Here is a 25712-nt window from a genome sequence, read left to right as displayed (position 1 = left end):
GTCGGGGTTGTGTTCAGGGTCCGGCAACTTCTGGATCGGCATCCAGGCCACCGACGGCCACGACTACTACAGCAACCAAGTCCCCTTGGGCGCGGGGACGCCCTCCGTGAGCGTCTCCAACAACAACGGGCAGATGGCCGTGCAGTTGGCCGACTTCCCTACCGGCGTGTCCTACTTCTTCTGTCACACCGGAACCGGCTATCCGACCGGTGGGACGGTACCCAACCACGGCCAGATCACCATTACGTCGGCCAACCAGTCGTGGTCGTCGGGGTTGTGTTCAGGGTCCGGCAACTTCTGGATCGGCATCCAGGCCACCGACGGCCACGACTACTACAGCAACCAGGTAACGCTCGGCCCCCCACCGGCCGCGCCAAGCCAACCGTTGGGTGTTGTCGCCGTGGGCCACGATGCGGCAGCCACAGTCTCATGGAGCCCACCGAGCAGCGATGGCGGAGCCCAGATCACTTCATACCGAGCTGCCGCCAGTCCAGGGGACGCGTCATGCGTGACGGCTGCAATGTCTTGCGTCGTGACTGGCCTCGCTAACCGAGCCTCCTACACGTTCACAGTAACCGCGGTGAACAGCGCCGGGTCCAGCAACCCATCAGTGGCTTCCGCTCCTGTTGTGCCTGGGTCGCCGATCGCCGGGATGTTCCGGAGACTAACCCCGGTTCGCCTACTGGACACACGCATCGGCAACGGGGCGGCACGCGCACCCTTGGCGGCCGGCGAAGGCATCGCCTTGCAGGTAACTGGGCGGGGCGGTGTGCCCGCAGCCGTGTCTGCCGTGGTACTCAATGTCACCGTGACCCAGACCACGGCAACTGGGTGGGTCAGCGTCTACCCGGACGGTAAGGCACGCCCATCCACCTCCAGCTTGAACTTCGTACGCGGGAAGACGGTACCGAACTTGGTAATCGTCCCCGTTGGCGCGAACGGGGACGTCGATTTGTTCAACGGGTCCAGCGGGACCGTGCAACTGCTTGCTGACGTGACAGGCTACTTCGTCGCAGGATCCCCATCAAGCGGCGGCGCCTTTGGCGCACTGACTCCCAGCCGTGTCCTTGACACTCGCAGTGGCACTGGGGCCTCTCGGGGCGCCGTTGGCCCCGGGTATTCGACCACCTTGACCGTGGAAGGGCACGACGGCGTCCCGACTTCGGGGGTCTCGGCTGTAGTGCTGAACATAACAGTCACACAGCCCACTACGGGCGGATGGGTGAGTGCCTACGGCACTGGGACTGGGCGTCCAGCAACCTCCAACCTGAATTTCGTTGCAGGACAGACCGTCGCGAACGCAGCAATAGTTCCTCTGGGAACAGACGGGGCCATGACGATTTACAACGGCTCGAGTGGCGGTCTGCAACTGGTGGCAGACGTGTCGGGATATTTTCTGTCTGGCGACGCGACGAATCCCGGCGCATTCCACGCTGTGGAGCCAACTCGGCTTATGGACAGCCGTGTCGGACTGGCCATCCCAGGACCGTTTGCTCCCTTCGAAAGAGCAGCGGTTCAGATATCCGGAAGCACGGCCGTCCCCTCAGGGGCCAGCGCCGCCGTCCTCAACCTGACAGTCACCCAACCAGCAGCCCCCGGTTATGTCACCGTCTATCCCGATGGAGAATCGCCACCATCGACGTCTAGCCTGAACTTCGGGTCTGGACAGACGGTGCCAAACCTCGTCGTGACCGGACTTGGAGCCAACGGCAGGATCGACCTCTTCAACGGCTCGCAGGGCAACGTACAGCTCATAGCGGACGCCTCGGGCTACTTCAAGTGATGCCTTAGGCGCGCACCAGAGACATGGATCGAACGAGGCCGGGTCCTCGAGGGCAAGGCTGGAAAGGCAACGCGCAGTAGCTCGTTCATTGACCGTTCAACTTTACAGATTTGATTGGCACGCCGCGGTTTGACGGAGTGAACGCGGCCGGGCTGCCGCGGCATTAGGGCCGCCGCGCAGCGCTCGGGGGTTGCCTTGAGCCTCGTGGTGCGGAGCCTGGGCGCGTGATGCGCCCCCCTGACGGTGCGACCTCAGCCTCGGGGCGCCTAGCCAGAAGCACTCTGCGGTGCGGTGAGCGCTCCGTGGGCGCCTCGTCAAGGTGGAAGCGGCCGATGTGTCCGCCCGGGAGTCCCACGGCGGCGAGAGAAGGATCCGCGCCCCGCGCGGTTCCCCGCGCGCAAGTCGCTGGAGGAGTTCGACTTCGACGATGCCCGAGGACTCAAACGCGACCTGATCGCCCACCTGGGCACCCTAGACTTCGCCGGCAGGCACAACGTCGTGTTCCTCGGCCCGCCCCGCACCGGCAAGACCCACCTAGCCACGGGATCGCTAGGCTAGCCGCGCCTACCAGGCCGGGCACCGAGTCCTGTTCGCAACCGCCGCCGAATGGGTCGACCGGCTCGTCGACACCCACCACGCCGGGCGCCTGCAAACCGAGCTGCGCCGGTTGCGCCGCTGCCCGCTACTGGTCATCGACCAGGTCGGCTACATCCCGTTCGAGCACGAACCCGCGAACCTGTTCTTCCAGCTCGTGTCCGCCCGCTAGGAACGAGCCTCGCCGATCGTACCTCCAACAAGGAGTTCGGCCGTTGGGGCGACTTCTTCGGCGACGAGACCGTCGCCGCCGCCGTGATTGACCGCCTCGTCCAGTCCAGCGTCTGCCACCGGGACGGCGCTCTTGCCACGCGCTCCAGTTGTCCTCGCGATCCTGCATTCGTAGGCTGGCGGTGCAAGTGCAGTGGACATGCAAAGCAGCGTGGAGGGTGGGCGGCCGATGTTCCTGTCGGCCTTGAGCCGCGTGATGGGCTACGACCTCGAAGCGGCCGTCGCAGCAGCCTCCCGTTCTGGCTCGCGCGTTCACAAGATCCGGATCGTCTGTCTGCTCGTGACGCTGGTCTGTGTTTGGACGGCCCAGGTCTACAGCCGATCGTTTGCCATCGTCCTCGCGCAGGAGCATCCGGTCGTCCTCCTGGCCCTCGATGCTCGGCTCCATAACATGGTCTTGGTCGCCGACACGCTGCCGCAGGTGGTCCTTCTCGTCACGTCGATGGTGAGCCGGTTCACCGAACATTTACTGTACTTCTTCCTAGGCCGGTGGACCGGAGAGTCCGCGCTCCGCACCGTCCGTCAGCGCTCCGGGTGGTTAGCGAGACTGGTGAGAAGGGCTGAGCAAGCGTTCGCACGTTCAGGCAACATGGCGGTCCTGATACTCTCCGACCGTCCTGTGGCCGTGCTTGCCGGTGCGGCGCTCATGAGCCCTGCCCGGTTCGTCGCACTACACCTGCCGGGAACTGCCCTTCGCGTGTGGGCCGCGACAATGCTGGCTCGGTCGAGTCAAACCGTTGTGAAACCCTGGATCGCCCAACTCGAAGCGCACACCACCTTCGCCACGATTACGCTCCTCGCGACGTCAGTCCTTTGGATTTCCGTGCTTGCCGTTGGCGTCAAGAGGCACAATCACCGCAGCTCTGGCATGAGCGAGGGGGACGAGTGAGGAAATGGATTTTCACGAGGGCAGTGCCGTGGCTGCGACACCGCATGTTCAGGACGGGTATAGACCTCGACGCACCGATCGTCGTTCACGAGCGGGTGCTCACGTGGGCGAACGTCATTACGCTGCTGAGGCTGATCGGGCTACCTCTCTTCGCCTACTTGGCGCTGGCCAGGCAGGCCTGGTTCGGGTCGTGCCTCGTCTTGAGCACCGTCTCCTTCCTGGACTCCATCGACGGCTACGTCGCACGCCGCTTCAACCAAGTGACAAAGCTCGGTAGCATGATGGACCACGTCGTGGATCGGGCGACCGTCGCGGTGGCCGCACTGACACTCCTGGCGGCGAAGGTGATCCCCGTGTCGGTGGTGGTGCTACTGCTCACGCGCGACGTCCTGCTCTTCGCTATGGTGACGGTCGTCGGACAGTTCGGACGGCCCCTGCCGACCGGGCGCGTGCCGGTCAGCAAAACGGGTAAGCTAGCCACGATGGCGTTGCTCGTGTCGCTCCCGTTCCTCATTCTCGACCGGTCCGCCACCTTCGGGAGCAGCATCGTCCACATCGGCGCGTTGGCACTGATCGGCATCGGGTTGATCCTCTACTACGTGTCCCTCGGCCAGTACGTTTACGCGATGCTGTCCGTGCCGGCGGGGCGGCAACAGGTGACATCTCGCTCGGCGTAGCCTCTTCATGCGGCCGCCCTAGCCTCCACGCGTGCGCACTGTGGAGGTCCGCCAGAAGCGATCCGTCCCGAGCAGCGCCAGAAAGAGGTCCAGGGTCAGTACCAGACCCGGGACCACCACCCTACGCCGGTAGTGGATGATCGCCTCGCTGTAGCGTCGGTACGTCATCGGGCAGTTGGTGCGCCACCACGCCGGTGTCAGCAGGTCGGCACCAGTCACGGCGGCGTCCGCGATGTTCCGCTCCCTTGGCTCCTCAGCCAGGAACGACCAGAGCAGGTTCGGCGCGCCGGCCATGACGTCCTCCCTGAAGTCCGAGAGGTCGTCCATGAACTTCCCTCCAACGCCCATGACTCCGAACTGCTCCTCACAAGCGCTGTCGTGTTCGTGACCGTTGAAGGCACGGATCACTCGATACGCGCACCGAAGTGAGTGGCCCGAGTCGATCTCGACCAGGGCCAGGGCCGAGTCCAACCCTCCCTCGCTTCGTCGCAGCGTTTCCACATGCTTGCGGTAATCCTCGAACCAGCGGTCGAGGAAGTTGTCGATGATCTCCCTGCGAACCGCCTCCCAACAACCCGCCTCGCTACAGTAGCGCCTCAATGCCTCCCAGACCTCGCTCACGCCGGCGCCTGACATCACGGATCGGAGGTCTGTCGGCTCTTGCGTCCTGAGTTGCCGGGTCTCGTACTCGTCGTCCAAGGCGTACATGAACGCGGTGAACAGCGTCACTGCCAAGCCGGTCAAGGGGTTCAGCCGCATCTTCGTTGCTTGATGGTAGGCGCGCAGGAACATGGCGCAGTACACGTCGTGCGCCGTTCGCTTCATCTCCGGGTTCTGTACGCCTTCCAGCGCACGATGTGCCTGCGGGTAGGTACGAAATCGCCGCCGCATCCCGTACGTGTAGATGTATGGGGTGGCGCGCAGCGCTGTCCAGTACCGGAATCGGCGCGTGAGGAAGGGCTCCAGAGACAAGCCGTCACACCCCCGTCGTGCGGTCGCGTGATCGTGACGAGAGCCGATCAGCTGGCGGTCGCGGCAACTTACTCCGCAGGTCGGCGAAGAGCATGCCGGCCAACGTCCGCGGTCCCGGCTCCTGCGCCCACGTGGGCGCACACACCGACAGCTGACCGGACGTCACCGTGACCACCCCGCCGGGCCAAGGGCCTGCCCAGTCCCCATCCCGTTCGAAAGCCGTGCCGGAGGCGCACTCCACGCGGACGCTCCCGCGGCACTGTTGCCACTCGATCACGTGGCGGCGCCCTGCCGACTGGTCTGCCGATCGCCGCCACCTTGCGTCGAAACGAAGAACGCCCACCTCGATGACACCGTCGTCGACTCGCGGGGTCGCTAGACGGACGCTGCGCACAAGTCTCGCGTAGTTGCCCACGAGGACGGCGTCTGCACAGACCAGGCGCTCGGCCTCGTCGGCGCACGTAACCCTGAACTCCCGCGGGCCGTCGAACAGATGCCTGACGGTTGACAGTCCGTAGGCCGCCATCCCAAACCGCTTCTTCGATCGCCGGGACGCATCTCGCATCACGAGGGCGGTGGCCCCGATGCTCCCGGCGAAGAACGGGGCGCCGGCTCCGACTCGGCACACGTCCACCTGGACGCGTCCGACGCCAAGTGCCACCGCGAGCGCAGCCTCCGGCTGCGCGGGGATGCCCAGGCTGGAAGCCAGGATGTTGCCTGTGCCCGCCGGGATGATCCCGAGTGGGATGCCAGAACCCAGCAAAGCATCGGCGCAGGCCATCACTGTTCCGTCCCCGCCACAGGCGATCACCAGATCGGCGCCTTCCGCCAGCGCCTCCCTCGTCACCGCGGCTCCTGTTTGAATGACCGTGGTTCGCAGCACGTGAGGCGTCACCTCTGTCCTCGCCGACAAGGCCCGCCGCACGCGGTCCAGGCAGTCAGCCGCGCACCTTCCCGCCGCGGGGTTCACCACCACCGCCACCCGTCGTGGCATTGTCACCATGCTCACGGTCCGAGGACGTGTAGCGCTGCGGCGAGCGGAATAGCCAGCGGCACTGGCAGGAGCATCGAGTCGAACCGGTCCAGAACTCCCCCGAAGCCGGGCAGGAGAGTGCCCGCGTCCTTGACACCGTGCGAGCGCTTGACCAAGCTTTCCACCAGATCGCTGACGATGGCGAGAACGCCGACGACCGCGCCAAACGCCGCGAGCGTGACGACGCCTGCGTGCAACGGCAGTGCCGCGCCGATCATAGGCGCGCCGACCGCAGCGCCCACGACGCTAGCAGACGCTCCCGACCAAGTCTTGTTCGGACTGGTCCGAGGCGCCAGTCGCGGACCACCATAGGTCCTTCCGATCGTATAACCGCACATGTCAGACAGCCAAGCGCAGGGAAGCACCAGGAGCAGCAGGCTCCGGCCGCCCGGTAGCCGGTTCGCTGCGTAGACCCAGGAGCACAATGGGAGCGTCACGTAACACGTCCCGATGAGCAATCGCCCGATGTGCTGCTCGCTGCCCTCGACAGTGTCCGTGGCGACCCGGACGACGACGGCAATGACGAAGACGAGGAACGGGATGCTCGTGAACAACTGTCCACGGCCCGAGGCTGCCGCTACGACACCACACGCAGCACCTCCGTGGAGGAGGATGTCGCAGTGCAGGGGGAGGCCAGTGATCCCGGCGTACTCGCGGTTGCACAGATAGCACAAGAGGCCGACCAACAGCACGACTGCGGCATCACCGGAGAAGAGAGCGACCAGGATGCCCAGCGACAGGCAGGTTGCCACGAGCACCGGCACCAGAAGCGACCTGCGTTCAGGAAACGTGCGTCGACGCCATTCCCGGAACACAGCCAAGACGAGCAGGACGGCCAGAGCCAACGAGACGCGAAGCAGTAGCGGCAGGAAGAGTGCGTCCCGGGCAGGCGAGTGGATCACGAATGATCCGGCCCCTGGCTCACGTCGGCGGGCGACCGCGCCCCCTGCCAACTGCCGCGCCGAGCGGAAGGACGACGCACGGCCGTGAGGCGGCCAGGGAGGATTCGGTTCGCTCCTCGAAGGACGGACGCAGACGGGCGACGAGTCCATCGCCCGACGAGACCCTGAAGGTCGGACGGGTAGAGGAGCCGGACCTGATCCGGCAGCGTCGCCAGGGCCGTGTCGAAGAGGGGGCGCATCAGGATCCGGACCCGCAGCGGCGCCTCGCGTGTCAGCGTTCTACACAGGATGTCCGAACTGGCGGTGGCGCAGAGGTCGCCGGTGGACACGATCGCAGAGACGTACTCGTCGATGTCCGCCACGGTTCTGGGGAGGCTCGCGCAATCCACGCCGAGAAGGCGGCCCACGACACCAAGTTCCTCGCACACCAGGTCGCGCTCCCGAGGTGACAGGCGGCCCACGGTCAGGCTCTCGAAGACCAGAAAACTGGAGACTAGAGAGACGTGGACCCACAGGAGAAGATCGGAATCCTTCGCGGGGAAGGAGCGGTTTCCGAGTTTATCCTCCAAGCTCACCGCAGCGTGAAGGGCGTTTACGCGACGCACGGCCGCAAGGGCGTCCTGGCGCTCCCCCAGGAGGACGCGCAGAGTCGTCTCGACAGTTCTCGCGTGACGCGCCCAGGGCTCTTGCAGGTATTCGCCGGTGCTCTCGACGGCAGCAGCGACGTCAGGATGGACCGCCTGAAGAAGCATCGCCCGTAACCCACCCCCGTACAACACTGAACGGCGACACAGCATCGACAGTGCAGGCCCGTCCGCGGGCAAGAGACCGGATGATGACACGCGCATGTCACCGTCGGCGGCGTGAATCATCACGGTTCTCCAAGCCAGTACGCGACCTGCGGGCGAAATGGTCGATCCCCAGCGTACCCGGATGTCTTCTACTAACTCGACCCAGAACCGCGATAACCTCACAATGACGTGTGGTGGAGAATCGCGAATGCCGATGTCGACGCCCTCGACTGCCGAAGGGGCTGGACGTTGACACGTGAATCATCGAGACCTCGGGAGCACGAGCGCGATTGCAGCACTGGAGAGACTTGGGAGACGATCGCCCTGCAGACGTCCGACGGAGAGGACATATGCGCGGTCGCGCGGAGGCGGACGTCCGTACACTCTTGTCTCGTTCCTTTCGCTACCGCGCCTACCTCAAGACCGCGCCCTTCGCATACCGGCACAAAGTCGTGAAAGCGTTCCGCCGCTCGTCGATCGCCGACCGCCTGTGGCGTGAGTGCACCGCCGAGGAGATCCGTACGTGCACTCACGACATCTACTGTGACATGATGATCCGAGCCTATACAGGCTTCACGGGCCTGACGGTCTCGCCCGCAACAGGATTCGCGATGACGCTCTTCATGATCTACATCTTCACCTTCGATCAAGAGTTCGAGCGACTTCGTCACAGGCCCGAGTCCGCAGAATTCGAAGCGGTTCGCGGCCACAGAGCGGTATCCGACGTCTGGGACGGCTTCGTCTCCTACTGCCAGTGCCTGCCTAATGGCGCGGCCGTCGTCGCCCTTGTCGAAGACCGATTCCGCAGGTACTACCAAGAGTTCAGGCGACGGGAGGAGGCCGCCAGCCAGTTGCTGGACCTCCCGTCGACGGCGGCACTCGTAGACTTCGACTCGGGAATGGTATTCGAGACGCTCCACGACATCCTGGCTATTGCGAATCAGCACGAGCCGACCGTAAGCTGCCGGGCGCAGTTCCGGTCCGTGGGCCTGGCCGGAAAGTTCCTCGATGACCTTCGAGACGTCGGTGAGGACCTCCGCGCCGGCGTCCCCAATCTGTATCACGCCGCAACGGAGTGCCACCCGCTGGAGCGCCAGCGACTAACGGCGGCCGCGAGTGAGAATCCAAGATTGTCCCTGGCGTGGCTTGAATCCCACTGCCCGCGCAGTCACGACGAGTATGTGAAGTTGACGCTCGAGCATTACAGCTCCCTCGAGACGCCCGCGTTCAGGCTGCCCTTGGACCTGAACTGGGCCCTGGTCGGAAGTAGGCGGTATTGGGACAAGCCTATCCGAAGAGCTCCGGAGCCCGTCTGATGCGCACCGATGCCGATCGCGCGGCCGCCTACTGGTCAGACCTCACCTCGCGGTCGATGGTGGGTCTCGCCCTGCGGCTGGCGCCCAAGTACCTCGAGCACCTTTTCCGTCGCCCCTACCGGCGTGATCTTGCACTGGAGCGGCCGACGCGCCTTTGCGTCGGCGCGGTCGGTCGGCACTCCGCAGCCGCTCTGGATCTATGGATCGACGGTTACGTGTCCGGGCTGAGCCGGCTGCTCGGCACACGATTAACCAGGGACGCCGGACTAGTAGCGGTCGCTTACATCCGGCTGATGGCGGCCTTCAACAAGGAGTTCGAGCACCGGTTGGCGCTCGGCGCTCCGCTCGACCTCGACGTGATCCTCGATCAGCACCTCGTACGCTCGTGCGTGATCAGCTGGCAGCGGCTCGCGGCCAGTCGCAGGTTCGCGTCGCGAGTCGCAGAATTCATGGACCTCCCCGACTTCCTGGATGACTACGCTAGATACGTTCGCCTGGCGACGTCGCCTGGCTTCGTCGTCACGCCGCGGACCCAGGCGCAGAGTATCCTCCTAGATTCTGGCGGCTACCTCGAACGACTCTGTCGGCTGGTCAGCGAAGTCCACGACGTCCGCGCACCGCGCAATGCACTGAGGGACAGCTTCCACTTGGGAGTCGCGGCCAAGTACGCCGACGAGTTGATCGACGTCACGGCGGATCACACCGAGGGCCGGTACAACTTGCTCCTCGCACTGCTTTCGGAGCGACCGACCGAACGGGCTGCCTTCGAGTCCGTCGGCGGCACCAGCCAGCGTCTAAGCGTCGACTGGTGGATCCGTCACGCGCCGGACACCTTCGACGAGTTCATGGACGGATTCTTGGCCCACTATTACCACGTCGCATCCTTGGACTTGCGCCTGCTTGCGGACCTCACCATGATCAGATCCGTTAGGGGTCGGAGCGGGACGTCCGATCCTCGAGCGGTACGTCATGTAAGCAATCCTCCAGGCGAGCCTGGGCGCTGAGCGGGTGGCCTCGGCTCTCGATGCCCGTCGACGACCCTTCTATGAGGACGTGTCAAGTGATCGTGGCATCTGGGGCGCGAGGTCCGAGGTCACGCAGCGCCTGTGTACGCGGTCTGTTGACTCTAATTCGGCCAGTCGCAGCCAGCGCTGGCGCGGCGCAGGTCGTGGTCGGTGGTGCATGCACCGCTGGTACTAGGGCACTGCACATGGCGTCCGTGCTCGCAGGCGCCGCCTGCATCTTCTTCATCATCGCCGTGGCCAACGTCGTGAACGACCTCGTCGACCAGGCGGCCGACGCAATCAGCAGCCCCGCGCGTCCGCTGCCCTCCGGTGCCGTCGACCGCCGCGATGCCGTCGTCCTCGCCGTCTTGTGTGCCGTGGGCGGAATAGCATCCTCGGCCGTTGGGCCGGGCGGCATGGCTCTCGGGACGGCGCTACTCCTGGTATCCGTCGTGTATTCGCTGGCGATCAAGAGCACGGTTCTCGCTGGCAACGCCACGGTGGCGACGCTCGCCGCATTTCCACTGACCTACGGCGTGGCGATCGCTCACGGCGCCTTGGGACGGGCACTGTCGGGATCGCTACTGATTCTCTTGTACATGTTCGCTTACGAAGTGCTTAAGACCATCCGTGACATCGAAGGGGACCGCGCGGTCGGGTGCGTCACGGTCGGTACCGCGGCAGGCCAGCTGAAGACCGGCAACCTCTTCAGGTTCCTCGTAGTTGTCTATGCCTGCGTTGCGGTCGCCGTCCCGCTGCGCTTCCACGAACATCCAGCCTACTTTGTCGTCATGCTAACCGGCTGCCTCGTCCCCGTCGCGGCCGCAGCCTTTCTTCTACCCGTCACGACGTCGGCTGAAGCGGTGACGCGGATGTTGCGTTCAATGGTTCTCGCGTGGCTTCCCGGGCTTGCCGCCCTCTGGGTCCACCTCGCGTCCTAGTGGTCCGGAACCGCCCCTCTACCGCCAAGAAGGCCAGAGAAGGACTCCGACGGCTGCTGCAGGTCGATCAGGAAACGGATCTGCTCTGCGGACCACGGACTAAGCAGGAACGGGGAGGTCCGTGCCACCTCCCCGAGGTGCCGTACCGGGATCCACGCGTGATCGCTGACCTCCGACCGGGCAGGCGCGACCGCCCTAGAACGCACGCCCGCCACAAAGACCGGACACAACTCGTTCTCCATGATCCCCTGATCGTCGACAGCATGATACCGGTACTGCGGCATCACGAGCCGCAGCCTGTCGACCGCAAGACCCAGCTCTTGCTGCCCACGTCGACGGACAGCGTCGGCGAGATCCTCACCTGGCCAGGGGTGTCCACAGAAGGCATTCGTCCAGACCCCGGGAAAGGCTGCCTTCGTCGAGGCACGACGCGTGACGAGGACATACCCGTCCTCAGTCACGACGTGACACGAGAATGCTAGATGAAGGGGAGTTGTCCGTCCGTGCACCGTGGACTTGGGTGCCGTCCCGACAGGCTGGCACTGATCGTCAAGAAGGACCACGAGCTCGCGATCTGAGACGCCGTGGTTTGCCATTTCCCCCCTAGTCGAACCGGTCTTGAGTATAGCGACCAAGCGTGACCATGTGGTGCATCCCCACGTGCGAGGCTGGGAGGTTATGCAAAGTGACGAGCCTGGCCACCTGCCCGGCTCTCGCGGGGTAGCTGGAATGCAGCCAACCTTGTCCTCGCCGTTCAGAGGGGCCATCATCGGCAGTTGTCCAGCAGGCCCCCCCCGGGGCTCATCTGTTTGACGGAGTCCACCTCTACTCAGCACTGAGAGAGTCCTCGGACCCGTTGCTACCGGAGCGACAGCACTTTGATGGAGGCATTCATGCACACACCTGCCGGCCAGCCCCGACGAAAACGCGTCACCGCTGCGCTCATAATGCTGCTGGCGCTCACGGGAATCATGCTCGCGTCCGCGACGCCGGCCTCGGCCGAGTCCTCCTCTGCATGGACGACTCAGTACCCGTGGCCGCACAACGGCTGCACGAGGGTAACGGATTACCCTATGCCCTCGGTCAGCTTCACCTACGCTTGCAACCACCATGACGGCTGCTACGCCTACCATTGGGCGGACCGAGGGACCTGCGACGCATGGTTCCGGAACGACATGTACGGGGCCTGCTGGAACGCCTACCGGTGGAATGGGCTTCTGTACAACAGCTGCATTGTCATCGCTACCGGCTACTGGACCGGAGTGCGCATCCTGGGCCAGCAGTTCTACGACTCAAATGGCACCTTGACGCGCATCAGCACGCCGATGAACGTGGGGTAAGTACCCCCACGCCTCGGCCCCCCCAGCAGTAAGGTTGCGGGGGCCGAGGATTCGAAGCAACGCTGGAGCTGGGAGGACATCGACCCCCGCGTCGAGGGACGTCCAGCCCGCCGCTACTACCTACTGACAGCTGCGGCGCCGACAGCGCGCGCCAGTCCCTCGCCAGGGCCTTGCATGGTCGTCCATCCTTGCGACTGGCGCCTCCCCAGGGCGGCCTTGCATGAACGCCTGGCAGCCGTCGACAGCGCGGAACGGGACACCCGCCGCCCCCTGGCCGTCGCGCGCCGTACGTCTGGCCACGCACGCGCTCCCAGCCGGCGCCACCCGCGACCGGTACCGGCAGGAGTTTCTCGCCGAGCTCGCATGGATGCCCGAGCGACACCAGGCCCGGCACGCGGCGGGCATCCTCAGCCATTCCCTGGCACTGGGCTCCGCCCTGCGCGGGAGCCAGCCAACCCCCTTGGAGCACGAGATGACCAGACCGACGAAACCTCTGCTGTGCAAGACCAACGTGCACCACAGCTGGGAGTGGGCAACCACCCGAGATGGGCAGCGGTATGTCCGCTGCGCTCACTGCCTCAAGGAACGTGGACAGTGGACCGGTGGAGCCAGCATGGGAAGCTTCGGGGCGGGCGGCGGATGACCGCCGCAACGGTAGTCGGGGTGCACCCGCGCGAGGGCAGTGCGCCCGGGCCCCCATGTAGCAACGCTCGACACGCAACGGTCCAGAGGGCAAACGCCCTTCCACGTCATTGGCTACGAACCCGGCTCCCGGTGGAGACCCGGGAGATGGCCGTGCTGTTCGCGACCATGCGGCCCTGGCGCTGGGACGGGTCCTGGAGGTTTGTTCATCTCAAGACGGCGGTGGCGACGCGGGGATCCATCGGGGAGGCGATCGGCATCCTCATGGTGCAGTCCGGGCTCCACGACGACGCGGCGTTTCAGTACCTGGCCCGAGCTGCTTGGCCGTGGCGCCGAGCGCCACGAGCCGGCGTATGACGGAGCGTTCATCGGACTCGAAGTCGATGTACAGCACGTGCTCGCCCTGATGCATGGCGACCACGCAGGCCCACTTAGCAACGCTCGACACGCAACGGTCCAGAGGGCAAACGCCCTTCCACGTCATTGGCTACGAACCCGGCTCCCGGTGGAGACCCGGGAGATGGCCGTGCTGTTCGCGACCATGCGGCCCTGGCGCTGGGACGGGTCCTGGAGGTTTGTTCATCTCAAGACGGCGGTGGCGACGCGGGGATCCATCGGGGAGGCGATCGGCATCCTCATGGTGCAGTCCGGGCTCCACGACGACGCGGCGTTTCAGTACCTGGCCCGAGCTGCTTGGCCGTGGCGCCGAGCGCCACGAGCCGGCGTATGACGGAGCGTTCATCGGACTCGAAGTCGATGTACAGCACGTGCTCGCCCTGATGCATGGCGACCACGCAGGCCCACTGCATGAGCAGTGACTTGCCCGACTCGGGTTCACCGAAGAAGGAGTGCACCATGCCGCGGTAAACCAACGCTGCTCCGTCGGACCTGCGCAGCAGCGATCCCGTCAGCGGCTCCAGCGGGCCAGCCAGGACGTCGGCTAGGTTCACCGGCGCCCAACTAGAGGGCGGCGGCGCTTCGTCGCGTACCGCTTCAGCGTCCAGGCCCGTTGGTCGCCTGCTTCTGCGTGGGCGTCGGCGCAGGGCTCGCCGTGCCAGGGTGGGTCTCCAGGTGGGCATCACGTCGCGATGGCGCAGTCCTCAGCAGCCGCTGATGGATCTGCCCCGGCAGCGCCTCAAGCCGCTGGTGGTGGCGGCGCAGGGTCTTACCGTGGCTGTCCAGGGTCCTTGCGGCCAGCGTCGATCCGAACGTTGAAACTCGCTAGGAGCCGGCTGCACTGACGACTTTAGCGCGCGCCTTGAGGCTTAAGGTTTCCCCTCACCCGAGATCGTACCGAAAACAATCAGACCTGCGTACCACGTCCCTACGCACAGGATAACGCCCATCACGTTCGCGCCGATTGAGTTATCGTCCCACATCCAGCGGACGATGGCGAAAGTAGCCGCCATCGCCACGGCGCTCGCCAGCAGGCGAGCGCTTACGCCCTGTGCAGGTGAGCGCATCCTGTGCCCTCTCGGCGTCATGAGGAAAAGGAAGCCGAGGTTTCCGGCAATTGCGAAGATCCCCAAGGCCCAGTGTCCAAGGCTCGCCGCATACAGAAAGGCCCACAGCATGATGACTCCGATGAAGAACACGACAACAGTGTGCAGGCTGGCGTGGGTCCTGGCGGCGATATCTGAAGATATGGATGACCATGGCGGCGGTGCGAGGGACGAGGCGGACTCGCGCACCATGCCGGCCCTCCTGACCTTCATCGCCTACCCGGTCCGTACGACAGCGCATTCGACCGCTAGGACAACTAAGTTCCGGAGGCCGCTCGGGTCTGCTGCACGGTTAGGTGACAGAGGTTAGTCACGCAGCCAGACTGGCTCGCGTGGTGATGATGGTCTCGTACTCGACGGGGGTCAACGACCGAGAGCCTCCTGTCGGCGTCGGCGGTGGTAGGTCCGTTCAATCCACGTGACGATGGCGATGCGGAGCTCTTCGCGGGTGGTCCAGGTGCGCCTGTTCAGGACGTTCTTCTGCAGCAGGGAGAAGAAGCCCTCCATGGCGGCGTTGTCTCCGGCCGCGCCGACGCGACCCATGGACCCGACCATGGTGTGACGGTTTGAGCCCAGAACCCGGTGAAGTGCTGTTCTCGCTCCCACGTCCCGGCGAGGTACTCCCGTCCCTGGCCTTCGTTGGCCCAGGGGTTGCCCTCGAAGTCGAGGTAGACGTCGCCGGGGCTCGGCTCGGGCAGTCGTTGCAGTCCGCGGCCCGGTTCGGGTGGCGGCAGCGCGTAGGCGGGGCCATGTCCGTCTCGCTCGGCGACCTCAAGCCCGGCCTGCTGCTGGAGCCACGCGCCGGTGGCCACGCTGAGCACGCCTACGAGGCCCCCAGGTGTTGTGGCGGCCATGGTGGCGATTCCGTTGGCGCGGAGCGCGGCCCGTGGATCTGTGCCTAGCTCCGCGACCTGTACCAGATCGTCGGCGTCGAGCCATTCCTGTTCACACTTCTGGTCCAACGGCATTGGGGACATTGGGCGCTGGGCGTGGACTCGGTGACTGCCTGTGTCTCGATGGCGTGGACCAGGGCCTCGCGGCGGCGTTGTGCGTAGGGAGCGACGTCGACAGGCGCCATGGGTGTTCGACTTTGTCGCCGGTCACCACCACCAGGCGCCCCGGGGCTATGCCCTGCAGCTCGGTCACCCGAAGGGCGTACGTGGCCATCGGCAGCAGGGCCGGGACCTTGAGACGCCGGGCGAGTTTGGTATCGGCGATGTCATAGGACCAGTCGCCCAACGCGCTAGGCCGATCCGTACGGATCAGGAAGTCCGCGTGGCCCACCCACTGTCCATCGAACAAGGTCGCCTGGTAGATCACGTCGGCCCGGTCGCGCATGGCCGCCAGGGTTGCGGCCTCCGCGGCGGGCGCAGCGCTGGAGGCCCACGCCTGACCAAGAGCACGCACATCGGCAAGTCGGGATATCGCGGGATGAGGGGACGCAGGGGCTGGCACACACCGCCCTGACTCTCAGATCAAGTGGCATGGGTCGTGCCGCCGAGAGCGTCGTACAGAGTCTGCCGAGCTACCCCCAGGCGCCGGGCAATCACGGTCTTCGGCACCCCGGCGTCGATGTCCGCTCGTGCCAAGGCCACCTGCTCTGCGGTGAGCCGACGAGACCGGCCGTGGTACACGCCGCGGGCCTTGGCGGCCTCGATGCCTTCCCGCTGTCGGTCACGGATCAGCGCGCGCTCGAGCTGGGCGAAGGCGCCCATGATCTGGAGCTGGAAGACAGCCAGCGGATCCGCCTGCCCGGAAGTCTGAAAAGTGAGGCCCTCCTTCAGGAAGCGGACAGTGACGCCGCGTCCGTGAGTCGGGTGACGAGCTGGTCGAGGTCGACCACCGATCGCGCGAGGCGGTCCATGGAGGCAATGACCATGACGTCCTGATCTCGGACGTGGTCCAACATGGCGGCCAGGGCGGGACGGGCCGCGCTGCTACCGGAAGCCTGGTCGGTGAACCAGCGGTCAGCGTCAACCCCGACTGCGGCTCGGATGGCGTTGATCTGGCGTTCTGGGTTCTGGTCCATGGTGGAGACGCGCACGTAGCCGATGACTTGTCCGGGCATGTCTATACCTCCTTGCAGATGTGTCCAACGAACGGAAGAAGTGCCCCAGACGGACGTCCGGAGCCCTGTGGTGTGATGTCTGGATGGGGTCTACCTCAGATGGACAGCACATGAGAATGACGCGACCAGGCTTCCGACATGGCCGGCGGAACGGCGCTGATGTCGGTTGTCCGGAGATGATGTCCACTTGTTACTGCGGCGCCCCGGCCGAGCCGGGAACGGCCGCCAGGCCGCACGCCCGGCTCGGCCGTTGCCTTCCCGGCGTAGGCCCCTCTCGGAGGTCGCCTTTGGTCCACAGAGTGAGCGGCTCGGATGGTGCCGGTGCAGAAAGAGCGCACAAACCGGGTGTCCGGACCACCAGATAAGTTCACCTTGTGGTCAGAGACGCAGACCGGACGGGCGAACTGATGGACCTTGGTCAGCTTCCCTCCATCTGGGCCGGGTTGGAGCGCCAGTGGGTCGTCGCGCTTGGGCACGCTAGACGTTTGCCTCGTTCGACGCTATCGACGTCTTCCACCACTTGATGGGACGGCTATCATGACCGCGAGCTTCACCGCCATCGGTGGGCTGAATCACCCAGAGGGCCGCATGGGTCTCACAGGTCCTCTAGTTCGGCTGGAAGCAACGCCTAACGAGATCCAACTCTCGGCACGTTTCGGCCTTGGGAAGTTTTTGGGACCGTGGCTGATTCCTCGAGCGCAAGTCACGAAGATTCGCCCCGCAAGCACAAGTCTGGGGTTCTTCACCGGTGTTGAAATCATTGTTGATGCTTCCCGCGTTTGGATCTTCTGGAGCCTCCGCCACGTCGAGGTCCTTGCCGGCCTGAGGACACTCGGGTACCCGGTTCGGGACACCTACTAGTAATAGGGGCAACACGTCCGCGGTCTTGGACGGATCACTTACTGAGTGTGTCCCTATTGCCGTGGGTGCCGGGGCAGGCACCATCCGCGGCATGTCGTATCCAAGTGACCTGACCGACGAGCAGTGGGAGCTGCTGGCGCCGGTGTTCAACGTTCCGGGTAAGCGCGGCCGCAAGCACGGCGGTGACCTGCGCACAGTGGTGGACGCAATGCTTTACGTCTCGCACACCGGCTGCCAGTGGCGGTACCTGCCAGGGTCGTTCGGACCCTGGACCCGGGTCTGGTCACAGTTCCGACGCTGGTCGCGCAACGGCACGTGGGCGCGCGCGTTGACCGTGCTTCACGCGGCCGCACGCGAGGTCGCGGGGCGCTGCGAGCCCACGCCGTCGATGGTGGTCGTCGACACCCACTTGGCCCTCGGAGCCTCCAACGGAGGGTTCACCTTCCACGACCGCGGCGGCCCGTACGGCCGTACCAAGGGCGCCAAGCGTGTCGTGGCTGTCGACGTGACCGGGCTCCCCCTGGGCGCTCTGGTCGTGCCTGCTTCGTGGCATGAGAACCGGACCACGGAGCTGATGCTGGAGCACCTGACGCGACAGGGCGTCACCGAGCGCCTCGAGCTTGTCATGGTGGACCGAGGAGTCACGGCGGCCGCCGCCCGGGCGCTCGGTCGACACCACGACTTGGAACTGCGCCGGGTCGGGTGGCACGACAAGCAGCCGGTGTTCCGCCCCATCCGGCACGCCTGGCGCGTCGAGGTAGCCCACGGGCAGCTCGGACGTTCACGACGGTTGGCGAAGTCGTTCGAGAACACCACCAGCTCAGCGACCGGCTGGCTTCAGGTCGCCTGCATCGCAACCACCCTGCGCCACCTGTCACGTACGCGACAGAACCATTCTGCCGTTGCCCCTGCTGCCTGAGCGCGCCCGCAGCGACCCGCGCGGAATGCGGCATGAGCGGACGTTCACGTTCACAGTATGAGAAAACTCAACGCGTACGCCGCCCACGCTGCAAGGAGAAGTGCGAGTCCACGATCCATGATCGCCCAGCGTGCACGAATGCCTTGGGTGGATGGCGTCTTACTGGGCTGTTTACCAAGCTCGGTATGAAGGACCGCCATGTCGTCAGAGCCGCCGGCAAGGTAGTCAAGGGTCGTCTCTTCTAACCCCATCACGCGGATTCCTCGGCCGGCCACGATCAGTTGGGGGAACCCCCAGAAACCGCTCTTGAGAGATTCCACGTCAGCCAACTGGACTCGGTAGGTCCGCAGCGGATTGCGCACGAGGGCCGTTCCTTCGCGCACCGTCACATACGGCCTTCCCAGTACACACAGCGCCGTGACCGAGACCAGGAAGATGCCCGTCGCGTAGGCGAGCACCTCCGCGGGCGTCATCGGATCGGAGTCGGTAAGGATCGACTTGTTCAGTCCGAGAGCTGCCGCGCCCACGAGGCCCCATGCGAGCACGTGTCCGCAGAACATGTTGGAGCCATTTCGCAGCTGGAGCTCACCCGTGCGCGGGTTCAGCCGGTCAAGACGGGCTTGCTCAAGTGGGCTCGGCAGCGACCGTGGCCGCCACTTCTCCTCACCCGTCACGTCCGGATCGTATCCGTCGGGGTTGGGCGCTGGGAGCAAACCACCGTGTCGGGAGCGTCCTCATCTCGGCAGATCCGGTAAACGCACGCCGCGGCGCGCAGCCTCAATAGGGACACACCCAGTTAGGGTGACATCGCACACCCCGTCATAGCGGAAGCGAACAACCCCAACGAGCGGCTCAACCGCGAGATCCGCCGTCGCACCGACGCTTTCGGTGCCGTCGCACCGACGTCGTCGGCATCTTCCCCACCCGCCAGGCCATCGTCCGCCTCGTCGGCGCCGTCCTGGCCGAGCAGACCGACGAATGGGCCGACGGGCGTCGCTACCTCGGCCTCGAAGTCCTCGCCAAGAGCCGCCTGACCTTGATCAGCACCCCGACCGACAAGGAGACCAACACCGACATCATCGGCGCGATCAGCGCCTAACCACCATCGAGTGGACCCGAGGGCTGTGCCCCCGGGGTCTGCCGTCGCGTTCATCGCCGCGCAGTTCGTCGGCCTCGACGTCGGAGTAGCGGTCACGCTTGGGCACTTCCCGGACGGGAGCGCCACCGCCGATGACGTGGTCATCCCCCGTCCCGCCCACTCCACGCCCAGGAGTACCCGATGACCGTCTACGCCACCGACCCCTACGCCGCGATCGTCCAAGACCTGGCGTACTCCTACGACGGGTCTTCTCCCCCGGGAGCGTCGCCGCCGCCGTCGAGGCCGCCCGCAACGGCGAGGCAATCACAGCGCTTCTCCTCGTGGGTCAGAATGCCACTGTGAGACGGAGAGCCTGGTGGCGAGAACACTGGCCGAAGGATGCGCCGCAGGATCCTCGCTTTGAGGGGTACGACCGCGCGGTAGCAGAGCTTTGGCTGGACGATGCGCTCAGGTCGCTCAGGACAATGAGAACCCTTTCTACATCACCCCACAGGACCCACTGCAGAGCAGCCACCTCTCCCTTGCAGAGAACCAGGTGGGTGTGGGTCGTGACCAAACTGCGCTGCCCCAACCCCGCGCGCCCAGAAGGCGATGCGGGCCACTGAGACCGCCACCAAGAGTCCAGTCACGATCGAGCTCACGACGTGGTCATGCGGTCATGTGCGGTGCATCCGGCCAAGCCGGCCCGGCCAGAACTGCCAGGAGCCCAGTGGGCACTCCGCCGCGGAAAAGCGAGCCAAACGTCGAGGCGATGGCGTTGGTCGAGCTCTGGACCGACCCCGCGCACCACCGCGAGGAGTGGCAGCCCACGAGTAGTTGCGCGCCCCTCCGACCCTCGAGGGATGGGGGACTGGCGCGCGAAAGCGCCATGTTGCCACGTCCTGATGCGAATGGGTCAGAAACCGCCGGGGTATGAATCGGCTGGTCGCCCCGGTCCTGGCCGCAAGGGCAGGACCGGGGGGCCGCCAAGTCGATGAGGATGCGCGAAGGCGCCTCCCAGCCTCGTTAGGCGATCAGTGCATCGAGATCCTTAGTTTGGTCGACGGCGACGCTGATGACTAGTTCCGAGAAGGCCACCAGACCAGCGCCATGCCTCATGCCCATGATTCTTAGCCGCGGCAGGGCTGGCCCGGCGCCGAGCTCGTGCCAGGCCCTGACAACGCCGAGGGCCTGCTCCAGCGTGACGTCGCAGGGGCCGTGATCCTGACCGGCGCCGGACATGTTGCTCAGCCGCTCTCTTGGGGCCGGTTCTGCGGAAGGCGGTCGTGCTGGATGGCCGAGGACACCACCTGGTCGGCGATGTCCCGCAGCTTGATATTGGAGTTCTGCGACCCCCCCCGCCAGATAGGCGAAGGCCCGGTCCCCATCGAGCTCGTACCGTTCCATGATGATCCCGACGGCCTGACCAATCCCCCTGACGGGTGGTCATGCCCGCGCCCAGGTTCTCCTCGAGCCTGGCCTTGCCCAACGCGAGCGCCGCGGGCGAGGCGAACATGTGGGCGACGTGCTGGACGTCGGGTCGATCTGATCGGACTGGGCGGAGTAAAGGGTGAGCCCGCAAGGGCCGATCGTGATGGGCACCACCGGATGGGAGGCTTGCCGCGCCCCTTCAGAGCCGAGGGAAGGCGAAGGCGCGCCCAGCAGCGCGCCATAGGCCCGGGGTGCGCGCAAATGATGGCTCAGGAGAGCCATGGCGGGGCCATGACCAGCAGCGGGACCATCAGGTGTTGGGTGTCTGGACGCGGGCTGTCTCGCGGGTGGAATTACCGGGCCGGCCGCTGGGTAGGGGTGTGGTGCCACCCCCCACGTGGTCCCAGCATGGTGAGCCGAACGGCACCGCCCCGGCTCCACCAAGTCCACCCCCTTGACGGCATGTACCGTCTGGGTCGTGGATGACGAGGAGTACGTGGAGACCCAGTGGACCCCCGAGGCGAAGGACGCGTACGCGACGCGCGTCGAGGAACTGATCGCCGCTCTTCGCGATCACGTTTCGTCCACCCTCACCCGCTCCGGGCGGCAGAAGGAGCTTCAGCCGTACTTTGAATCTGGCAAGAGGCTGATGGCCGCCACCCGGGCATTCAACGAGGCGGAGTTCGACTGGTGCGGCTCCTTCCCACTCGGCCTTCGCCCTGACGACGAGGACGACCAGGACGAGGAGGAGGAGTGGGAGGACGAGCCGGCAAGCGGCTCGATCCTGTCGGTCCTGGGCCGCTGGGACTTCCGCATCACGCACGAAGCCGCCGCGATTGCGGCCGGACGGATCGCCTACTTGCGCGCGTGGCCGGACGACACCGAGGAGGACGCGGTGACCCGCGTTCAGCAGGTCGGCGATGCAGCCGCGGAGCTGATGCACTCAGACGGCTTGGCGGGGCTTGAGCGCGCAGACGGCCTGCGGCTGGAGCGCGACGCCACGGTCTTCGTCGTCCACGACGGGGAGGACGACGAGACGTTCGACGACGACCCCTTCGGCATCACCCGTGACTAGCTCATGCCGGTGTTCGATGTCGGCGTTCTTTCGTGCTGATCCGGCACAGCTCATAGCCTTGCTATCTCGGACTGACGACGTTGTGGAGCACCGCTGAGAGCCGGGGAACCACGTACAGGTCAGCGGGTGTAAGCCCCGCGTCTCAGCCCGGCCGACGTAGAAACCACCTAATCGTAGTAGGGTCCGGAGCCTCGCCAGTCGTGTCATCCACTTGCACACGGCGCCACAGCGCAAGAGACAACTTCGGTGCGCCGGCGACCGGCCTTCGTACCTTCGCCGATCCGACAGGCCCAAGCCACGTCGGGCTGAGCGCGGACGTCACGGACATGGCCGCCCTCCAGGCCATGATGGAGAGCGGTACAACGGGCGGGCAACTTAGGTGCCAGACGTTCTGGCTCTGAGATGTTCGCGCTCGTCCGCTGCGCGCCCAGTCCTGGGCCGGGGTTCGTGCGGAGCGCTGATGATCGTGGTGAGGTCGGCAGTCAGGTAGTACAGGGCCGGGAAGCCGACCGCCGTCCGCCATGACGTCGTGTAGCCCGACAGCTGCTCCCGCTTCGCCTTAGCATAGCCGCGGAAGGTCAGTGTTAGTCCTACTGCCAAGCATGCGAGCCCGATAAGCAGGAAACTGAATCCCCAATAGTACCAAGGCCCAGGAAGCTTGCTCTCTAACACAACGACTAGCGTGGCCCCAAAGCAGACTAACTCGAGCGCCACCCCACGAAAGAGAAGTCTCTTTGCGGACCACCCAGGTAACGTCTTCAGTGGCTCAGGCCCTTCCGAAACAGCCTTCGGCGGATGTGGTCTGTTCGACACGCTGGTTCTCCGGATTCCATTTCCGCTCCCGATGGTTCTGATCCCGCTAGTGCTATGCCAGCAGCCATGGTGCCGAACCGGACGGCGTCCATGCCAGGCACTGCATCGCGCTGCTCCGCCGTCTCCTGTCCAGTTTTACCCCCCAGCCCGCCAGACGCATGGCCATCCCCCTGCGTCGAGGCCTGCGGCTGCCGCATCAACCCCACACTGGAGATTGACCCCATGGCGGCAATCGCCTTGCACTTGCCGACGCACCGCAGGCGAAAGTGAAGCATGCCCCGCGGCCTCCCACGCCTTGCCTCAGGCATGATCGTCCGTTTCGCTCGTTGTGCAAACTTCGATGTGCGCCTCTTGGATCATCGGCGCCGTCTTGAGGGTGCGCGGAAGCCCCATCAGCAGAACGCCACAATGAGATCCATGCGCGGGCAGCCGTCATGCTGAGGGCGGGCGCCCTGGACCGAGGCCAATGCCGAGATCACACGCGGCTCAAGGGCGTCTTGGTTACCGGATAACCCAGTGCGTCCAAACCCTCGAGAACGCCGGCAGGGTCCGCGCACCAGAAGATCCAAAGTCTGCCGCGACTCGCCAATATCTCTATCCCCGAGAGGAGATCCCCCCCGAACAGCTGTATGCGGAACCGGCCGCTGGTTGGGCGAACGGTCTCCACGCTACCCCTGGGTATTTGCCATGGACCGAGCAGCCGGCGCAGGCCAAATCGCGGAGTGAGCATAAGTCGCTTTGGGGTAGCTTCCAGCCGCACGAGCGGGCGGGTCAGGTTCAGCCCCTCGGGCAGGTTGACTCCCCCTGTCGCCGTGAGGAGCCCAGTGCCCCGGGGAGCAGGGCCGTCACTCACTTTGGGATCATCGCACACAGCGATCGACGTTTACCGCTCATCGGCATGTCCGGATCGCGGCATAGGAAGATGATGAGCAGACGTTTCGGGCAAGCACACTCGTCGTCGGGATCATCTGGCCATGCGAGAAGGCGCGTCTCGCACGGGGCTGGTCATCACCTCGGCGGACGCCGTCACCGTCGCTGTTCACCGTCGCTGTTAGCGAGGGCCATTGTCTCACGTTCACCAAGGTAGGTGTCATCGACGGCCGCGTGGGCGCCCCAGCATTTGACAGTGGTTCAGCGCCACGGCGACCGCGAGACAGCTGAAGAGGATCGCCCCGCAGAGGAACAGCCGAGTCACTCCGGCGAGGGCCTGCTCGTAGACGGCTCGCGTCACTGTGCGGACCGATCCGTGGTTGTTCAGCGTGTACTGTCCCGTGGCCGGAACGAAGGTCGGCTGGCCCTCCGCCGTGGCGGAGATCCCGGTCCCGGCGGAGACCAGCCCGATCAGGGCCGCCGCCGCCAGTGTCCAAGGCACGAAGGAGGGTAGGCGCCCGAAGGTATCCGCCCACCGGGGCATTGCTGAGCGGAAGCCCCGGCGGGTCCCTCCCGCCAGGGCCATCATGAGCAGCACGGTCCACCACGAGAGCGCAAAGGCAAGTAGGAACGACGGCAGGAATGCCCCCTCGTACCTGGGGCCAATAGGAGCGATAAACGTGCGGAGGTCCAATCCGACCGCCAACAGGATGTTGATTGAGCCGAGTGTGGCAACCACCGCAGACACGCGTCGCGACGCACGGGCCCCCAGAAGCCGGCGCGCGTCGTCCGGCGACATAACCCCCGCCACCTCAATTTCCCCTCGACACGATCCGACCGTAGCCCCGAAGGCGAGTGTTCGGGGGCCAGGTTGCGAGAGTCCGACCAGCTCGGGCCTGTCGTCGGCATGTCCGGATATCGCGGGATGAGGGGACGAAGGGACTGGCATACTCACTCGGGTGGACGACCAGCTCGACGAGGCCCTGCGCGTACCGGGCTTCGAGACGAGGCGAGATGACCGGCGCGTTGTCTTCACGAGCTCAGATGACGGCCAGCAGGTCGTCACCTGGTCGGTGGCGCGCGACGACCTGCGTCGGCTCGCTGCCGATCGGCGTGCGGCGGCCCGGTCGGCTCATGGTTCGGTGAGGGCGCGCGGGGAATGGCTGCTAGCCGAGCATGTGCGGGAGGCCCTGCTGACCTTCAGCGGCCGGCGGGGAGTGATGACGTCCACCCCGACCGGGCTGGACGTGCGCAGTCTCGACTGACGGCCGCTCCGCGGCAGCGGAGCGCGTCGGCGTCGATCACCGGGGAGGATGTCCACGTGCCCATGTGCGTCGAGCTTCGAGCCGGAGATGGCCGACAGATCGGACAACTCCCGGACCCCTCCGCAGGTACCTTCGACACAACTGGGGACTTTGATCGGTTCTTCGACGAGACTTACCTGGCCGACTCAACGTCGTGGGGTTACCGGTACTGGGAGCTGTGGACCCGTACGCCACCACGGACATGAGCAGGGATGACATGGCGCCGCTGTTGGCCGACATCTGGGAGGCCCTGCCGTTCGCCACGCCTGGCGCGGAGCTGAGAGGCCTGCAGCGATTGCGCGTGATGGCTGAGCTGTGCGCCCACAGTTCTGGGGCGGTCCTTCGATGGATCGCCGACTGACCAAAGGTTCGGTGTAGTTTCCGTCGCGCGCCCCAGGCGGACGCGATGCGGGCGTTCCGCCGGCGACCGTGCGAGATGTTCGGGGTAGCCAGCCCCAGGCCAGCCACCCCGAACACTTACAGGCAGTTCAGTCCGAGGGGATGACGCGAGAGCTTGAGCGACGTCGCCTGAAGGTGGCCTTCGCCGGGATGGTTGTGGCCCCGGTTCTCTTGGTCGGGGGTCTGCTCTGGTGGGCGACGACGGCCCTGGCGCGGGAGAATCCTCCAAACCGCAGTCCGCGGGGTGCGGTCATGCCGCGATCTGCGCGGCCCGCCG

General features: G+C 65.5%; 26 protein-coding genes and 4 pseudogenes. 19 read left to right on the top strand and 11 right to left on the bottom strand.

Features of this window, described 5'->3' with window-relative positions:
• Nucleotides 1-133 precede the first annotated feature (133 nt).
• The 6 genes and pseudogenes from PHA84_RS20750 to PHA84_RS02855 form a co-directional block, all read left to right on the top strand.
• Nucleotides 134-604: pseudogene (locus PHA84_RS20750) on the top strand (fibronectin type III domain-containing protein); the annotation flags it as partial.
• 204 nt (nt 605-808) lie between these two features.
• Entirely contained in the window at nt 809-1783 is a 975-nt protein-coding gene (locus PHA84_RS02875) for a hypothetical protein (protein ID WP_270886577.1), read from the top strand.
• 291 nt (nt 1784-2074) lie between these two features.
• Complete coding sequence (locus tag PHA84_RS02870; protein ID WP_270886576.1) at nt 2075-2341, top strand: ATP-binding protein; 267 nt, start codon at nt 2075-2077, stop codon at nt 2339-2341.
• 28 nt (nt 2342-2369) lie between these two features.
• Nucleotides 2370-2549: an ATP-binding protein gene (locus tag PHA84_RS02865; RefSeq protein ID WP_270886697.1), complete on the top strand. Its 180-nt coding sequence runs from the start codon at nt 2370-2372 to the stop codon at nt 2547-2549.
• A 228-nt stretch (nt 2550-2777) separates the two neighbouring features.
• The gene (locus tag PHA84_RS02860; RefSeq protein ID WP_270886704.1) at nt 2778-3497 is read left to right on the top strand and encodes a hypothetical protein; all 720 of its coding nucleotides are present in this window, start codon (nt 2778-2780) and stop codon (nt 3495-3497) included.
• Entirely contained in the window at nt 3494-4174 is a 681-nt protein-coding gene (locus PHA84_RS02855; protein ID WP_270886575.1) for a CDP-alcohol phosphatidyltransferase family protein, read from the top strand. The genes PHA84_RS02860 and PHA84_RS02855 overlap by 4 nt, the downstream gene beginning before the upstream one ends.
• Before the next feature lie 18 nt (nt 4175-4192).
• Here PHA84_RS02855 and PHA84_RS02850 read toward each other — a convergent pair whose 3' ends face one another.
• The 4 genes from PHA84_RS02850 to PHA84_RS02835 all read right to left on the bottom strand — a co-directional run bounded on the left by PHA84_RS02850 (nt 4193) and on the right by PHA84_RS02835 (nt 7953).
• The gene (locus PHA84_RS02850; RefSeq protein WP_270886574.1) at nt 4193-4966 is read right to left on the bottom strand and encodes a hypothetical protein; all 774 of its coding nucleotides are present in this window, start codon (nt 4964-4966) and stop codon (nt 4193-4195) included.
• A 184-nt stretch (nt 4967-5150) separates the two neighbouring features.
• Nucleotides 5151-6140, bottom strand: coding sequence for a diacylglycerol/lipid kinase family protein (locus PHA84_RS02845; RefSeq protein WP_270886573.1), 990 nt, complete (start codon nt 6138-6140; stop codon nt 5151-5153).
• An 11-nt stretch (nt 6141-6151) separates the two neighbouring features.
• Complete coding sequence (locus PHA84_RS02840) at nt 6152-7081, bottom strand: phosphatidate cytidylyltransferase (protein WP_270886572.1); 930 nt, start codon at nt 7079-7081, stop codon at nt 6152-6154.
• Nucleotides 7078-7953: an oxygenase MpaB family protein gene (locus PHA84_RS02835; protein ID WP_270886571.1), complete on the bottom strand. Its 876-nt coding sequence runs from the start codon at nt 7951-7953 to the stop codon at nt 7078-7080. The genes PHA84_RS02840 and PHA84_RS02835 overlap by 4 nt, the downstream gene beginning before the upstream one ends.
• 269 nt (nt 7954-8222) lie before the next feature.
• Between PHA84_RS02835 and PHA84_RS02830 the strand changes: the two genes are divergently transcribed.
• Genes PHA84_RS02830 through PHA84_RS02820 form a run of 3 tightly spaced genes read left to right on the top strand, consistent with a single transcriptional unit; the run spans nt 8223 to nt 11133 of the window.
• The gene (locus tag PHA84_RS02830; protein ID WP_270886570.1) at nt 8223-9188 is read left to right on the top strand and encodes a hypothetical protein; all 966 of its coding nucleotides are present in this window, start codon (nt 8223-8225) and stop codon (nt 9186-9188) included.
• The gene (locus PHA84_RS02825) at nt 9188-10192 is read left to right on the top strand and encodes a hypothetical protein (protein ID WP_270886569.1); all 1005 of its coding nucleotides are present in this window, start codon (nt 9188-9190) and stop codon (nt 10190-10192) included. The genes PHA84_RS02830 and PHA84_RS02825 overlap by 1 nt, the downstream gene beginning before the upstream one ends.
• Before the next feature lie 20 nt (nt 10193-10212).
• Entirely contained in the window at nt 10213-11133 is a 921-nt protein-coding gene (locus tag PHA84_RS02820) for a UbiA family prenyltransferase (RefSeq protein WP_333742192.1), read from the top strand.
• On the opposite strand, the gene idi is transcribed toward PHA84_RS02820, so the two are convergent.
• Nucleotides 11130-11729 carry an isopentenyl-diphosphate Delta-isomerase gene (gene idi, locus PHA84_RS02815; RefSeq protein ID WP_270886568.1) on the bottom strand — a complete coding sequence of 200 codons (600 nt, stop codon included), beginning with the start codon at nt 11727-11729 and terminating at the stop codon, nt 11130-11132. The genes PHA84_RS02820 and idi overlap by 4 nt on opposite strands.
• A 297-nt stretch (nt 11730-12026) precedes the next feature.
• On the opposite strand from idi, the gene PHA84_RS02810 reads away from it, so the two are divergent.
• The 4 genes from PHA84_RS02810 (at nt 12027) to PHA84_RS20745 (ending at nt 13845) form a co-directional block, all read left to right on the top strand.
• Nucleotides 12027-12473, top strand: a complete 447-nt coding sequence (locus PHA84_RS02810) for a phospholipase A2 (protein ID WP_270886567.1) — start codon at nt 12027-12029, stop codon at nt 12471-12473.
• Nucleotides 12474-12693: 220 nt separating this feature from the next.
• Nucleotides 12694-13116 carry a hypothetical protein gene (locus PHA84_RS02805; protein WP_270886566.1) on the top strand — a complete coding sequence of 141 codons (423 nt, stop codon included), beginning with the start codon at nt 12694-12696 and terminating at the stop codon, nt 13114-13116.
• 146 nt (nt 13117-13262) lie between these two features.
• A complete protein-coding gene (locus tag PHA84_RS02800; protein WP_270886565.1) occupies nt 13263-13472 on the top strand; it encodes an ANTAR domain-containing protein in 210 nt (69 codons plus the stop codon).
• A gap of 49 nt (nt 13473-13521) precedes the next feature.
• Entirely contained in the window at nt 13522-13845 is a 324-nt protein-coding gene (locus PHA84_RS20745) for an ANTAR domain-containing protein (RefSeq protein ID WP_442952816.1), read from the top strand.
• Here the strand turns inward: PHA84_RS20745 and PHA84_RS02795 are convergent.
• The 4 genes and pseudogenes from PHA84_RS02795 to PHA84_RS02780 all read right to left on the bottom strand — a co-directional run bounded on the left by PHA84_RS02795 (nt 13751) and on the right by PHA84_RS02780 (nt 16646).
• Nucleotides 13751-14065 (bottom strand): hypothetical protein, encoded by a 315-nt coding sequence (locus tag PHA84_RS02795; RefSeq protein ID WP_270886564.1) that lies wholly within the window; start codon nt 14063-14065, stop codon nt 13751-13753. The genes PHA84_RS20745 and PHA84_RS02795 overlap by 95 nt on opposite strands.
• Nucleotides 14066-14380: 315 nt before the next feature.
• On the bottom strand, nt 14381-14710 hold the full coding sequence (locus PHA84_RS02790) for a hypothetical protein (RefSeq protein WP_270886563.1): 330 nt from the start codon (nt 14708-14710) through the stop codon (nt 14381-14383).
• A 217-nt stretch (nt 14711-14927) separates the two neighbouring features.
• A pseudogene (locus PHA84_RS02785) lies at nt 14928-15172 on the bottom strand (IS3 family transposase); the annotation flags it as partial.
• Between the two features lie 920 nt (nt 15173-16092).
• Nucleotides 16093-16646: pseudogene (locus PHA84_RS02780) on the bottom strand (recombinase family protein).
• A gap of 991 nt (nt 16647-17637) precedes the next feature.
• Here PHA84_RS02780 and PHA84_RS02775 point away from each other — a divergent pair.
• On the top strand, nt 17638-18465 hold the full coding sequence (locus tag PHA84_RS02775) for an IS5 family transposase (protein WP_270886562.1): 828 nt from the start codon (nt 17638-17640) through the stop codon (nt 18463-18465).
• 50 nt (nt 18466-18515) lie between these two features.
• On the opposite strand, the gene PHA84_RS02770 is transcribed toward PHA84_RS02775, so the two are convergent.
• Nucleotides 18516-19139 carry a hypothetical protein gene (locus PHA84_RS02770; protein WP_270886561.1) on the bottom strand — a complete coding sequence of 208 codons (624 nt, stop codon included), beginning with the start codon at nt 19137-19139 and terminating at the stop codon, nt 18516-18518.
• Between the two features lie 156 nt (nt 19140-19295).
• Here PHA84_RS02770 and PHA84_RS02765 point away from each other — a divergent pair.
• The 3 genes and pseudogenes from PHA84_RS02765 to PHA84_RS02755 form a co-directional block, all read left to right on the top strand.
• A pseudogene (locus PHA84_RS02765) lies at nt 19296-19564 on the top strand (transposase); the annotation flags it as partial.
• 180 nt (nt 19565-19744) lie between these two features.
• The gene (locus tag PHA84_RS02760; RefSeq protein ID WP_270886560.1) at nt 19745-19906 is read left to right on the top strand and encodes a hypothetical protein; all 162 of its coding nucleotides are present in this window, start codon (nt 19745-19747) and stop codon (nt 19904-19906) included.
• Nucleotides 19907-21452: 1546 nt separating this feature from the next.
• Entirely contained in the window at nt 21453-22049 is a 597-nt protein-coding gene (locus PHA84_RS02755) for a hypothetical protein (RefSeq protein WP_270886559.1), read from the top strand.
• Between the two features lie 1903 nt (nt 22050-23952).
• Here PHA84_RS02755 and PHA84_RS02750 read toward each other — a convergent pair.
• Nucleotides 23953-24234: a hypothetical protein gene (locus tag PHA84_RS02750; protein ID WP_270886558.1), complete on the bottom strand. Its 282-nt coding sequence runs from the start codon at nt 24232-24234 to the stop codon at nt 23953-23955.
• A 457-nt stretch (nt 24235-24691) separates the two neighbouring features.
• Here PHA84_RS02750 and PHA84_RS02745 point away from each other — a divergent pair, with 457 nt between their 5' ends.
• Together PHA84_RS02745 and PHA84_RS02740 are read left to right on the top strand one after the other, a co-directional pair.
• Nucleotides 24692-24997, top strand: coding sequence for a hypothetical protein (locus tag PHA84_RS02745; RefSeq protein WP_270886557.1), 306 nt, complete (start codon nt 24692-24694; stop codon nt 24995-24997).
• A 193-nt stretch (nt 24998-25190) separates the two neighbouring features.
• Nucleotides 25191-25397 (top strand): hypothetical protein, encoded by a 207-nt coding sequence (locus tag PHA84_RS02740; RefSeq protein WP_270886556.1) that lies wholly within the window; start codon nt 25191-25193, stop codon nt 25395-25397.
• Nucleotides 25398-25712 lie beyond the last annotated feature (315 nt).

This window comes from Pedococcus sp. 5OH_020 (genome assembly GCF_027812955.1).
In the GTDB taxonomy this organism is placed as follows: Bacteria; Actinomycetota; Actinomycetes; order Actinomycetales; family Dermatophilaceae; genus Pedococcus.
Note: the sequence above shows the minus strand (reverse complement) of the source record. Positions and strands in the feature narration are given on the sequence as shown.

Coding starts and splice junctions, on each gene's coding strand:
- PHA84_RS20745 (WP_442952816.1), top strand. CDS start 13,522: ATGCATGGCGACCACGCAGGCCCACTTAGCAACGCTCGACACGCAACG.
- PHA84_RS02845 (WP_270886573.1), bottom strand. CDS start 6,140: ATGCCACGACGGGTGGCGGTGGTGGTGAACCCCGCGGCGGGAAGGTGC.
- PHA84_RS02775 (WP_270886562.1), top strand. CDS start 17,638: ATGTCGTATCCAAGTGACCTGACCGACGAGCAGTGGGAGCTGCTGGCG.
- PHA84_RS02860 (WP_270886704.1), top strand. CDS start 2,778: ATGTTCCTGTCGGCCTTGAGCCGCGTGATGGGCTACGACCTCGAAGCG.
- idi (WP_270886568.1), bottom strand. CDS start 11,729: ATGGCAAACCACGGCGTCTCAGATCGCGAGCTCGTGGTCCTTCTTGAC.
- PHA84_RS02760 (WP_270886560.1), top strand. CDS start 19,745: ATGACCGTCTACGCCACCGACCCCTACGCCGCGATCGTCCAAGACCTG.
- PHA84_RS02835 (WP_270886571.1), bottom strand. CDS start 7,953: ATGATTCACGCCGCCGACGGTGACATGCGCGTGTCATCATCCGGTCTC.
- PHA84_RS02850 (WP_270886574.1), bottom strand. CDS start 4,966: ATGTTCCTGCGCGCCTACCATCAAGCAACGAAGATGCGGCTGAACCCC.
- PHA84_RS02830 (WP_270886570.1), top strand. CDS start 8,223: ATGCGCGGTCGCGCGGAGGCGGACGTCCGTACACTCTTGTCTCGTTCC.
- PHA84_RS02810 (WP_270886567.1), top strand. CDS start 12,027: ATGCACACACCTGCCGGCCAGCCCCGACGAAAACGCGTCACCGCTGCG.
- PHA84_RS02820 (WP_333742192.1), top strand. CDS start 10,213: ATGCCCGTCGACGACCCTTCTATGAGGACGTGTCAAGTGATCGTGGCA.
- PHA84_RS02825 (WP_270886569.1), top strand. CDS start 9,188: ATGCGCACCGATGCCGATCGCGCGGCCGCCTACTGGTCAGACCTCACC.
- PHA84_RS02805 (WP_270886566.1), top strand. CDS start 12,694: ATGAACGCCTGGCAGCCGTCGACAGCGCGGAACGGGACACCCGCCGCC.
- PHA84_RS02800 (WP_270886565.1), top strand. CDS start 13,263: ATGGCCGTGCTGTTCGCGACCATGCGGCCCTGGCGCTGGGACGGGTCC.